Annotated in this window: 10 protein-coding genes; 2 read left to right on the top strand and 8 right to left on the bottom strand. The window is 44.5% G+C overall.

Annotated features, from left to right (window positions below; translation table 11 throughout):
• Positions 1-221: 221 nt before the first annotated feature.
• The 5 genes from dnaK to lepA form a co-directional block, all read right to left on the bottom strand.
• Positions 222-2054, bottom strand: coding sequence for a molecular chaperone DnaK (gene dnaK, locus AB5I83_RS01140; protein ID WP_448972230.1), 1833 nt, complete (start codon positions 2052-2054; stop codon positions 222-224).
• A 35-nt stretch (positions 2055-2089) separates the two neighbouring features.
• Entirely contained in the window at positions 2090-2677 is a 588-nt protein-coding gene (gene grpE, locus AB5I83_RS01135) for a nucleotide exchange factor GrpE (protein WP_448972228.1), read from the bottom strand.
• Positions 2678-2839: 162 nt separating this feature from the next.
• Positions 2840-3871 carry a heat-inducible transcriptional repressor HrcA gene (gene hrcA, locus AB5I83_RS01130; protein ID WP_226087924.1) on the bottom strand — a complete coding sequence of 344 codons (1032 nt, stop codon included), beginning with the start codon at positions 3869-3871 and terminating at the stop codon, positions 2840-2842.
• Positions 3872-3947: 76 nt separating this feature from the next.
• Positions 3948-5090: a radical SAM family heme chaperone HemW gene (hemW, locus tag AB5I83_RS01125; RefSeq protein WP_448972226.1), complete on the bottom strand. Its 1143-nt coding sequence runs from the start codon at positions 5088-5090 to the stop codon at positions 3948-3950.
• A 95-nt stretch (positions 5091-5185) separates the two neighbouring features.
• On the bottom strand, positions 5186-7021 hold the full coding sequence (gene lepA / locus AB5I83_RS01120) for a translation elongation factor 4 (protein WP_448972224.1): 1836 nt from the start codon (positions 7019-7021) through the stop codon (positions 5186-5188).
• Positions 7022-7310: 289 nt separating this feature from the next.
• On the opposite strand from lepA, the gene AB5I83_RS01115 reads away from it, so the two are divergent.
• A complete protein-coding gene (locus AB5I83_RS01115; RefSeq protein WP_448972222.1) occupies positions 7311-8120 on the top strand; it encodes an NERD domain-containing protein in 810 nt (269 codons plus the stop codon).
• Between the two features lie 700 nt (positions 8121-8820).
• On the opposite strand, the gene AB5I83_RS01110 is transcribed toward AB5I83_RS01115, so the two are convergent.
• The 3 genes from AB5I83_RS01110 to gpr all read right to left on the bottom strand — a co-directional run bounded on the left by AB5I83_RS01110 (position 8821) and on the right by gpr (position 11613).
• Entirely contained in the window at positions 8821-9153 is a 333-nt protein-coding gene (locus AB5I83_RS01110; RefSeq protein WP_448972221.1) for a YqxA family protein, read from the bottom strand.
• Between the two features lie 21 nt (positions 9154-9174).
• Positions 9175-10380, bottom strand: coding sequence for a stage II sporulation protein P (spoIIP, locus tag AB5I83_RS01105; protein ID WP_448972219.1), 1206 nt, complete (start codon positions 10378-10380; stop codon positions 9175-9177).
• Positions 10381-10488: 108 nt separating this feature from the next.
• Entirely contained in the window at positions 10489-11613 is a 1125-nt protein-coding gene (gpr, locus tag AB5I83_RS01100; RefSeq protein ID WP_448972217.1) for a GPR endopeptidase, read from the bottom strand.
• A 223-nt stretch (positions 11614-11836) separates the two neighbouring features.
• Between gpr and rpsT the strand changes: the two genes are divergently transcribed.
• On the top strand, positions 11837-12097 hold the full coding sequence (gene rpsT, locus AB5I83_RS01095) for a 30S ribosomal protein S20 (protein ID WP_167831619.1): 261 nt from the start codon (positions 11837-11839) through the stop codon (positions 12095-12097).
• Positions 12098-12120 lie beyond the last annotated feature (23 nt).

Genomic DNA, 12120 nt, shown 5'->3' with positions numbered 1-12120 from the left:
CTTTCCGCGGGCAGTCGGGGAGCCTCCTCGGCGCTTTAAGCGCCTGCGGGGTCTCCCCATGACTTTCTCATCCCGCAGGACATTGATTGGGCATCATCGAACTTGCCCACGCACGAAGGAAATGCGGTAGCATTTTCGAGGAGTCTTCGCGCCTTCCACTACAATCAACAGACGTTTAAAAAGTAAGACTGTAAATAACAGAGCCTCTGAGTATCTATAATTTATTTATCGTCGTTGACTTCTTCGAATTCTGCGTCTACGACATTGTCGTCTTTCTTTGTTCCTTCTTGGCCTTCTGCGCCTTGCTGTGCCTGTTGTTGCTTGGCTGCTTCTTCGTAAAGCTTGACGCTTAGGTTTGTAACGATTTCTTGAAGCGCGTCCTTCTTAGTGCGGATTTCTTCGATTTCGCCTTTTTCGATTGCAGCCTTCAGCTCATCTTTTGCTTCGTTCGCTTTCTTGACTTCTTCTTCATCTACCTTGCCTTCAAGGTCCTTCAAAGTCTTTTCTGTAGTGAAGACTAGCTGATCGGCTTCATTGCGAAGTTCTACTTCTTCTTTCAGCTTCTTGTCAGCTTCAGCGTTCTCTTCCGCTTCTCTTACCATACGGTCGATTTCATCATCAGACAAGCCAGTAGAAGACTTGATAGTGATTTGTTGTTCCTTGTTTGTTCCAAGGTCTTTCGCACGAACGTTTACAATACCGTTTTTGTCGATATCGAATGTAACTTCGACCTGAGGTACTCCGCGTGGTGCCGGCGGGATATCCGTCAACTGGAAGCGGCCAAGTGTCTTGTTGGCAGAAGCCATTGAACGCTCACCTTGCAGCACGTGGATGTCAACAGCCGTCTGGTTGTCAGCAGCTGTAGAGAATACCTGTGATTTTGAAGTTGGGATTGTTGTGTTACGGTCGATCAGCTTAGTGAACACGCCACCCATTGTCTCGATTCCAAGTGAAAGCGGAGTAACATCAAGAAGAACTACGTCTTTCACGTCTCCAGAAATAACGCCGCCCTGGATTGCAGCACCCATGGCTACAACTTCATCAGGATTCACACCTCTGTGAGGATCTTTTCCTGTTTCCTTCTTGATTGCTTCCTGAACAGCCGGGATACGTGTTGATCCACCGACAAGGATAACTTTATCCAGTTCAGATGGGCTCAAGCCAGCATCTTTAAGTGCCTGGCGAGTTGGTCCCATAGTACGCTCTACCAAATCTGCAGAAAGCTCTTCGAATTTAGCGCGAGACATGTTTAATTCAAGGTGAAGCGGTCCAGCTTCGCCTGCAGTGATGAACGGAAGGGAAATCTGTGTAGAAGTTACACCAGAAAGATCCTTCTTCGCCTTCTCTGCTGCATCTTTAAGACGCTGAAGAGCCATTTTGTCTTTAGAAAGGTCGATGCCGTTTTCTTTTTTGAATTGTTCTACCAAATAGTCAATGATGACCTGGTCGAAATCGTCTCCGCCAAGACGGTTGTCACCTGCAGTAGATTTTACTTCGAATACGCCATCGCCTAATTCAAGGATGGAAACGTCGAAAGTACCGCCGCCAAGGTCATAAACAAGGATTGTCTGGTCTTCATCCATTTTATCAAGGCCGTAAGCAAGTGCTGCAGCTGTTGGCTCGTTGATGATACGCTCAACTTCAAGACCTGCGATTCTTCCTGCATCCTTTGTTGCCTGACGCTCTGCATCATTGAAGTAGGCTGGTACTGTGATGACAGCCTTCGTTACAGGCTCACCAAGATAGTCTTCAGCATAAGACTTCAAGTATTGAAGAATGACAGCTGATAATTCCTGTGGTGAGTATTCTTTGCCTTCAGCTTCCACTTTATGGTCTGTTCCCATGTGGCGCTTGATGGAGATGATTGTATTTGGGTTAGTGATTGCCTGGCGTTTTGCTACTTCACCCACCTGGCGTTCGCCGTTTTTGAATGCGATGACAGAAGGAGTCGTTCTGTTACCTTCTGGATTAGGGATTACTTTTGGTTCGCCGCCTTCTAATACGGCTACACAAGAGTTAGTTGTTCCTAAGTCAATACCGATGATTTTACTCATTTTCAATTACCTCCTGGATCTTTTATGTAGGCTCTTTATTGGTTCACTTTTACCATTGCTGGACGAATGATGCGGTCCTTTAGCATATAGCCTTTTTGGAATTCTTCAACCACAATGTTAGGACCGTAATTTTCATCTTCAGCCTGCATCACTGCCTGATGAAGATGCGGGTCAAATTCTTTGCCTACAGCTTCAATGACTTCAACGCCTTCATTCTTAAGGGCGTCAAGCAAGCTGCGGTAAACCATTTCCACTCCCTGTTTAAGGGATTTCGCCTGTTCATTATCCACATCCATCTTCAGTGCACGTTCGAAGTTATCGATGGCCGGAAGCAGATCAGTAATAATGTTTTGGGCTCTATATTTAGCGCTCGCTTCAAGTTCAATCCTTGAACGGCGGCGGAAGTTGTCAAAATCAGCCTGAAGGCGCAGGTAACGGTTGTCAGCTTCCTCAAGCTTGCCTTCCAATTCAGCCACTTTCTGCTCCATTGGGTCTTGCTGATCTTCATGAGCTGGAATTTCTTCCGTTTGTTCAGAAGCTTCGTTTTCGGCAAAAACCTCTTCAACCGTTTCTTCTTCCGTCTGGCTGTTCAATTCTTGCTCAGTGTTTCTCTCTTCTGTCAAGTTAACTCACCTCCCTAAAAGTGTCGCGGCATTTGATGCCTCATTGTTCCAGGCAGTGCCCGGATTGATTTATATTTCAACGAAGCAAACATGCTTCAGTAGAAAACACATGAGAATTCAGGATGGAACAGGCTGCTCCACCCTTAATCAATATTTCCATGCTTATTTATTTTGATACAGCTGCGTAAGCACCTTGGACAAATCTGTACTGATCAATTGAAGCAAACTGATGACTCTTGAATACTCCATTCGTGTTGGTCCTAAAACCGCGATGGATCCAAGCTTTTCCTCTCCCATTGAATACGTGGCCGTGATCAGGCTGCAATTTTCCATTGCAGAGTTATCATTCTCCGTGCCAATCTTGATATTGATTCCGGCTGAATTTTGTCTGATCAGATGGTATAAACCATCTTCATGTTCAATCATATTCATCAGGTTGCGGATTTTATCGACATCGTTGAACTCTGGCTGGCTGAGAATATTCGTCTTACCGCCAAAGAACACCTTTTCACTTGCCGGCATGTTCAGTGTATCCATGATGGTATTGAGGAGCGTGTCATAACTGCTGATATGCTGGCGGAGCAGCATAGCGATTTCCTTGTAGATCTTCGAATTCAGATTGGTAAGCGGAACGCCTGCCAGTCGGTCATTCAGGATATTGACCATTTTTTCAACATCTGATGGATCAATGCTGGTCGGGAAATGGAACATCCTATTTTCTACATGCCCTGTATCGGTTACGATGATGGCGATAGCCGTGTCCTTATTCAAGGGGACAATCTGCAATTTCTTAAGCCTGTTGTCCTTTACAGCCGGTCCAAGAACAATCGACGTATAATTCGTCATTTCTGATAAAATTCTCGCTGATTTCTGGACGATTTTCTCCAGTTCGTATATACGCTCAGCAAAAATGGATTTGATCGCCGCCATATCGGAGCGATTCACTTTCTGTGGCAGCAGAAGGTTATCCACATAAAAACGATATCCCTTCTCGGATGGAATCCTTCCAGATGAAGTATGGGTTTTTTCAATGAATCCCATGTCCTCCAAATCCGCCATTTCATTTCGGATTGTTGCCGAACTGAAATTAATTTCTTCCTTTTTCGACAAGCTCCTTGAACCTATCGGTTGAGCTGAACGAATAAAGTCATCAACAATCACCTGCAAAATGAGCACCTGACGATCTGTTAACAACATCATCACCTCTGTTAGCACTCTATAAGAACGAGTGCTAATTCTAAAAATAATTTATCAATAAACGCTGAGGATGTCAATGATTTGATACCCCGATGAATGATTGAAAAACTTCATTGCCGAGAAGACGCCCCTGTCTTGTTAGGGAGATGGTGTCGTTATCGGTTTTCAGCAGACCTTTCTTTGTCCAATCATCAAGTTGTTCAGAGAATATTTGGATGGGGTTCCGGCCGAATTTTTCTTCGAATCGTCGAACACTGACACCTTTTGTCTTTCTGAGACCGAGGAACATTTCTTCTTCCATCTGCTCTTCAAGCGTTGTCTTATGGGCATCCATGATCGGCAGTTCACCTCTGGAGATAGGTTCCATATACTTTTTGAGCGGCCCGTAGTTCGACTGTCTCATCCCACTTACATAACTATGGGCTCCAGCACCAAAACCGTAGTACTCCTCGTTGTTCCAGTAGGTGAGATTATGTCTGCTTTCGAAGCCAGGGACCGCGAAATTGCTGATTTCATATTGATTTAGACCGTGTTTTTCCATTTGATCCATGAGTGTTTCATACATTTCCGCTTCGGCATCTTCGCCAGGGATTGCCAATTTGCCTTTTTGCATTAAATTGTAAAACACCGTCTTTGGTTCAATAATCAATGAGTAACCAGAGTAATGGACTAGTCCTAGGGAAAAAGCCGTTTGAATCGACTCGATGAAATCATCCTTTGTCTGGCCAGGAAGGCTATAGATCAAATCGATGCTGATATTTTCGAAACCTGCTGCTTTCGCATTTTCAATCGATTCGAACACATCTTTTGCCCGGTGGCTGCGGCCGATTTTTTTCAAAAGCTCATCATTAAAAGTTTGTACTCCAAAACTCAGGCGGTTGACTCCTGCATCCTTCAGGATGGCCAGCTTTTCTTTTGACAGATCGCCTGGATTCGCCTCGAATGTATACTCTGTTTCATTATTGAAGTTCAACTGATTCTGGATCGACTGAACCAACTTTCCTAATTGCCTTTCATCCAGCGCGGTCGGTGTTCCGCCGCCAACGAATATTGTATCGAGCATATCCCGGTCACTTTGGACAGTCAGTTTCATTTCTTTAGCGAGGGCATCGAGGTAATCATCGACAGGCTGGCCTTTCATAAAGACTTTATTAAAGTCGCAATAATGGCAAATATGATGGCAGAACGGTATATGGATATAAGCTGATTTCATCAATGATTCACTTCCTATGAGGCAACTTTGCCTTGATTATTGAAAAAAGAGGCTAGAATCGCTTGGTTTAACAAGCACATCCAGCCTCCCCTGCTATTTTATTTCTTCGTATTGTTATCGTCCATCTTGAGGACTGCCATGAAGGCTTCCTGCGGCACTTCAACAGAACCAACCTGCTTCATGCGCTTCTTACCTTCTTTTTGTTTCTCAAGAAGCTTACGCTTACGTGAGATGTCCCCACCATAACATTTAGCCAATACGTTTTTGCGCATTGCTTTGATTGTCGAGCGGGCAACGATCTTTTGGCCGATAGCCGCCTGGATCGGCACCTCGAATTGCTGACGCGGAATGAGGTCTCTCAGCTTATCCACGATTACCTTGCCGCGTTCATATGCAAAGTCTCTGTGAACGATGAAGCTCAATGCGTCCACTTTTTCAGCGTTAAGCAAGATGTCCATCTTCACGAGCTTGGAAGGCTTATAGCCAATTAATTCGTAATCGAAAGAAGCATAGCCTTTCGTGCTTGATTTTAGCTGGTCGAAGAAGTCATAAACGATTTCTGACAGCGGGATTTCGTATACGATGCTGACACGTGTTTCATCCATGTATTGCATATCGATGAAGATGCCGCGCTTTTCCTGGCAAAGCTCCATGATCGCACCAACATAGTCATTCGGCGCCATCATTGTTGCTTTTACATAAGGCTCTTCAACACGGTCGATCTTCTGAGGATCTGGCATGTTAGACGGGTTGTCTACCTTCAATTCAGTTCCATCAGTCATGATGACATCATAGATAACACTTGGCGCAGTCGTGATTAAATCGATCTTAAATTCACGCTCGATACGCTCCTGGATGATTTCCATGTGAAGGAGTCCGAGGAATCCACAGCGGAAACCGAAGCCTAATGCCTGGGAAGTTTCCGGTTCGAATTGTAGAGCTGAATCGTTAAGCTCAAGTTTTTCAAGAGCTTCCCTCAGGTCATTGAATTTGGCTGAGTCAATCGGGTACAGACCGCAATATACCATTGGATTCAAGCGGCGGTAACCAGGCAGTGGCTCAGAAGCTCCATTTTTCGCATTGGTGATCGTATCACCAACACGGGTATCGCCTACATTCTTAATTGCCGCAGTTAGGAAGCCTACATCCCCGACAGTCAATTCTGCTGATGGAGTCGCTTTTGGCGTGAATACGCCAACTTCCGTTACTTCGAACTCTTTGCCTGTCGCCATCATCTTGACTTTGTCGCCTACTTTTACCGTGCCATCAACGACACGGATATATGCAACTACTCCGCGGTAGGCGTCATATAAGGAGTCGAAGATCAATGCTTTTAAAGGAGCTTCAGGGTCTCCCTGCGGTGCAGGCACCTTCTCGACGATTTGTTCGAGGATTTCTTCAATTCCGATACCTGCTTTTGCGGAGGCAAGAACAGCCTCAGAAGCATCCAGACCGATCACTTCTTCAATTTCATTCCTGACACGCTCAGGATCCGCACTTGGTAAATCGATTTTATTGATGACCGGCACGATTTCCAGGTCATTGTCGATAGCTAGGTAAACGTTCGCTAAAGTTTGTGCTTCAATTCCCTGCGCAGCGTCAACAACGAGGACGGCTCCCTCACAGGCTGCCAGGCTTCGGGATACTTCATATGTGAAGTCGACGTGTCCTGGGGTATCAATCAAATGGAACGTGTAGATTTCCCCGTCCTTCGCCTTATACTTCAACTGGACGGAATTCAATTTTATCGTGATTCCACGCTCGCGCTCAAGATCCATGGAATCCAAAAGCTGATCCTTCATTTCACGCGCAGTCAATGCATTCGTCTTTTCCAGGATCCGGTCAGCCAAAGTGGACTTACCATGGTCAATATGGGCGATAATCGAAAAATTTCGTATTTTACTTTGTCTATTCAGTCTATCTTCTCTGCTCATTGCGTTCACTCCTACTATACTCGCGCATGTACACTATTGTTGATTATATCAGCAGGAATATCAAGATTCAATAAATTTAAGAGGAAGGGCAGCGGAGGGGGGCCTGAATTGGGCTGGCCTGTGAGTCCACAGAATGTTCACAGAAAATTGGGAACTTATTAGGTAGAATGTATTGTAAGAAGGGAGATGGATTATGTTTATAAAAGAACGCTATGAGTCTGATGAATTAAAAGTTCTCAAGGCCTTGAACACACGGATGGATTTACCAGAGAAAGAGAAGTAGTATTATTTGAATCTTCAAAAAGGGTTTGAAGGCGAGGTGATTTTTGATGGGTACCTGAGACAAATAGTTATTCAATCACTGATCCTTAATGATTTGCTGCTTGAACAGAATCATTCACATTATCAAATTGACTCACTGATGATCTCCCAGAGACTCTCCTACCTTTTCGAAGTGAAGAATTTCGAAGGAGAGTATTATTTTGAAGATAATAAGTTCAAGACAATCAACGGGAACGAAGTTAAAAATCCACTGCTTCAACTAGACAGAAACGTTTCACTCCTGAGACAATTCTTTAATAGTTTCGGAATTAAAATCCCCATCGAGCCCTATCTCGTTTTCGTCAATCCCGATTTCACATTGTACCAGGCCCCTCTTAACAGCCGTATCATTCTTCCAACAAATCTCAACCGTTTTATCCAAAAAATGAATAAGCAGATGTCTGCTTTGAACCACCAGCATGTAGGATTGTCCGAAAAGATATTAGCCTCACATATTACGAAATCCCCTTTTAGCAAGGTGCCGCATTATGAATATTCACAGCTTCGAAAGGGTGTATTTTGCCAGGCATGTGGGACGGGAATAGCAGAATATCACTCACTGATCCTAACATGTCCAAAATGCGGAAAGCCTGTGAATACAAAAAGCGCGTTGGTGCGAAGTATTGAGGAGTATCAGGTTCTGTATCCATCTGAAAAGTTATCAACCAACACAATCTATGAATGGACTGGCGATTTATTTCCAAAGAGAACCATCAGACAGACACTAAAGGAGAACTTAATAATTTCAGGTTATGGCCAATGGTCATATTATGAATGAATTTTCGGTCACCAATTATTCGTTGGTGACCTATTTTTTTGTTTTGGGGGCAAATAGGTTTATTGGCGACAACATTTACCAGTATCTGGTTTTTCAGGGTTCCAATACGCCTTATTGGCGACATCACTTTCCAGTATCTGGTGTTTCGAGGTCTCAATACGCCCTATTGGTGACATCATATACCAGTATCTGGTGTTTCAGGGGTCCCAGAAGCCTTATTGGTGACACCACTTTCCAGTATCTGGTGTTTCGAGGTCTCAATACGCCCTATTGGTGACATCATATACCAATATCTGGTTTTTCAGGGGTCCAATACGCCTTATTGGCGACACCGCTTTCCAGTATCTGGTGTTTCGAGGTCTCAATACGCCCTATTGGTGACATCATATACCAATATCTGGTTTTTAAGGGGTCTCAATACGCCTTATTGGCGACACCGCTTTCCAGTATCTGGTGTTTCGAGGTCTCAATACGCTCTATTGGTGACATCATATACCAGTATCTGAATTTTCAGGGTTCCAATACGCCTTATTGACGACACCTTTTACCAGTAAATGGAGTTCTGAGGTCCCAAGCCGCTCTATTGCTGACCCCCTTTCCCAGCATGTGGAGTTTGCCAGCTACATCCCTCCTTAATAGGCATCCGTAAAAGACGATCTCCGCACAAGAAAAAACAGCGGGCCAAAGCCCGCTGTTCTCTTCACTTCCCGGTAATCAATTCCACTGTTTTCTCGACGACGGTGGATATTCCGTCTGCCAGCTTTTTTCCTAGTGATGAGAAGAGATTGAATGCTTTCATTTCTTCTAGTTTCTTCCGTTTTCGTTCGAGGTCATGGCTGGAAATGTCGTTTCCTAAGATGGCGGTTTCGAAGCTTCCGTTTTCCTTTTCGTTTACGCTGAACGCACTTTTGAATTCAGGGTCTTCGTAGCCTTTCATTTTATGGATGCCTTCGTTTGCCTGTTGCATGCCGAACAACACGGATAAGAACATTAAAGAAGCAAGCATGAAGCTTTTTAGCATAAACATTTTCATCTCGATCACCTTACCGATTCGTTATTGTTTGTCTGCAGATTCCTGCGATGGGGCATCTACTTTTTCCGCCTGCCAGTAGAATTCGCTGAAGACATCTGCAAGTGCTTCGGCGGATCTGTTCAGCTCTTCGAAGGTGTTGTCAACGCCGCCAAACTCTATTAGTAATGCATTTCCGGACAAGTCCTGATTGAATTTGCCATTCGTTGAGGCACCCTTTTTCTCGATGATTCCCCTGCTTAAGCCCTTGCCATATTTTTTATCAAGAAGATTGTGCAGTTCCCGTGCGAGCGCAAGGTTCTTTTCGTAGTTGGCATTTTCCCCGCCGATGACAAATGCAAGTTTTGCGTATGGCTTGCCATTGATCTGGATCGTCGTTTTATCTTTGCGGTATCCGTCCCGATGGATATCGATGAAGTATTGAAGGTTCCGATCCCCGGCCATCGCAGCTTGCACAACCGGCCGCGATTCCTGATAGGCTTTTCCAAACCCAAGCCCCTTCTTGCTGAGAGTAGCCATAACATCAGTTTTATCTACCGTTGTGCCGATTCCCCGCTGTTCCAGGCTGGACTTTAGATGATCGCCTATCTTCGTGACATTCACCTGTGAGTGATAGGCCATGTTCGGATCGGTCACTCCTTTTAAATATGGAAGGTACGACTCTCTAGTATGTGTAAAGTAAATATAGACGGCTTTACGGTCTCCGGTGGATAGCGGCGGTGCTGTCGTATTTCCCTGAGATCCTGATGTGAGGTCTTCAGTATTCTGCAATGCGGCTTCCTGCTCTGCCTTCAAAACATCCACGGGCGGGGCCGATTCCATCGGCATATTCGTATAATTCGTCCCCTCACCTGCAACTAATATTTTTCCATCAAAAAGGGAGAATCCCGGAAGCTCCCTTCCTAGCAAGCTGCGAGGGTCATCCAAATTGATATTAGTAGAAAGCTTGAACATAACATTCGACAGCTTCGGTGTCTTATAGTCCTCTGGCAGCGCCTGAAGGAATTGATGATTTTCCCAGCCCATCAGGCTGAACAGCAGCTGGCCATTCAGGTTATTCGCGGCCTGGTTAACTGAATCTGAAGTGATCCGATATTCAGGCCGCAGTGAAGTCATCGCTCCGCTAATTGAAAAAATCCCAATGAGAAAGAACACAAATGCTAAGGCTGCTTTTACAACTTGAGTCCCTTGGACAGCTACAATTATTCCAGATCGTTTATTAAGTCTCATTGTTCCACCTCTCTAGTGCAAGTCTAGTAAATGTTATGACTTTGCTAGAAAAGATAGAACTCCGAATCCCAACGTAACGAATTTGAAATAAAACTGGATGAAATTCCCCTAATGTGTGTACATGCCTGAATTATCCTGGTCGACCTTTGAATGGAGCGCCGAATTGAGACCGCTCGCGATCAAGTTGGCCATATCTTCAATGAACACATCCACCTCTTTAGGAGTCACCATCAGGTTGTGTCCCAATGGAGAGAGAACCTCGTAAATCAGCTTCCTTTTTTCTTCATCTTCCAGTGTTCCTATCATTCCGAGGAAGGTTTGACGATGTTCTGCTTCCGGCAAATCTTCTTCTGTCAGCTTCCTCCTCTTCCCAAAACTCATTCCTGCCGGCACAAGTGACCTTGAGGGCTTGTCGCCTTCTCGCATTTCCTTGCCAAAATGTTTTAAAATGAAATCAATCGTATCACTCGTGATTGAGACAGCATCGACAACTGTAGGGACTCCTATGGCAATCACAGGAATCCCAAGGGTTTCCTTGCTTATTTCCTTCCTCTTATTGCCTACGCCCGATCCAGGGTGGATACCTGTATCTGAAATCTGGATTGTTGAATTGACCCTTTCAATCGATCGAGATGCGAGCGCATCGATTGCAATCACAAAATCCGGCTTCGTTTTCTCGACGACGCCAAAAATAATATCAGAGGTCTCGATACCCGTTAACCCCATCACCCCGGGAGAAAGCGCGCTAACAGAGCGATATCCATCCTCCACATATTCTGGCTGGAGGTCAAATAAATGCTTAGTTACCAGCAAATTCTCACAAACGATCGGGCCTAAAGCATCTGGGGTCACATTCCAGTTCCCAAGGCCAACAACAAGGCAGGATGCATTCTCCTTGATTCCGGCCTGTTTGATGAAATGGGCAAATTCGTTTGCGAAAACTTTTTCTACTTTCCCTTGCAATTCGGTGTCCTGCTGGCGTATGCCCACCACTTCAATTGTCAAATACTGCCCCTGCTTCTTGCCAAGGTTCTTTTCACCCTCAGCCGTCACCTCTACCAGGGATATTTTTATATCATTTTCTTCTTTTTCTTTTATAATGACTCCTTCAATATGGGAGAGATTTTCCTGGGTGTGAACGGTTGCTCCCTGGTCTGCCAGCACCATCTCCCTGGCTTCCACAGCCAGGTCAGTCCTGATTGAATACATGCTCAAGTCTACTGGTTCCTTCATTATCGCATTCCTCCCAACGCAGTTTGGCTGCTAAACAGCATACTATTGCCTATCTTTTCCTTTTACATAAAAAAACATTCACGATACACTAGACTTAAATTAAAGCAGAGTATTGCATTATTAACCCCTGTTTGATAAAATATCATTTGTTCTTAATAAATAAGAAATGTACTGGAAATGTCGAGTTCCATAAAATCTCGATGCTTTTTAGGAGGTGAACGGAATGCCAAACATTAAATCTGCAATTAAACGAGTAAAAACAAGTGAAGAGAGCAGAGCTCACAACATCACTGTTAAATCTACTATGCGTACAGCAGTTAAAAAAGCTGAATCAGCTATCGTGAACAACGACGCTGAAGCTAAAGCTTCTTACGCTCAAGCAGCAAGCAAGCTTGATAAAGCAGCAGCTAAAGGTCTTATCCACAAAAATGCAGCTGCCCGCAAAAAAGCCCGTCTTATGAAAAAATTGAATGCTAACGGCTAATTTTTTTCATACAGCAAATAAAA

This window comes from Mesobacillus sp. LC4, from assembly GCF_053543455.1.
Note: the sequence above shows the minus strand (reverse complement) of the source record. Positions and strands in the feature narration are given on the sequence as shown.

What these genes read in the sequence shown, in the direction of transcription:
- AB5I83_RS01110 (WP_448972221.1), bottom strand. Translation starts at nt 9,153, where the DNA reads ATGAAAATGTTTATGCTAAAAAGCTTCATGCTTGCTTCTTTAATGTTC.
- gpr (WP_448972217.1), bottom strand. Translation starts at nt 11,613, where the DNA reads ATGAAGGAACCAGTAGACTTGAGCATGTATTCAATCAGGACTGACCTG.
- rpsT (WP_167831619.1), top strand. Translation starts at nt 11,837, where the DNA reads ATGCCAAACATTAAATCTGCAATTAAACGAGTAAAAACAAGTGAAGAG.
- dnaK (WP_448972230.1), bottom strand. Translation starts at nt 2,054, where the DNA reads ATGAGTAAAATCATCGGTATTGACTTAGGAACAACTAACTCTTGTGTA.
- lepA (WP_448972224.1), bottom strand. Translation starts at nt 7,021, where the DNA reads ATGAGCAGAGAAGATAGACTGAATAGACAAAGTAAAATACGAAATTTT.
- spoIIP (WP_448972219.1), bottom strand. Translation starts at nt 10,380, where the DNA reads ATGAGACTTAATAAACGATCTGGAATAATTGTAGCTGTCCAAGGGACT.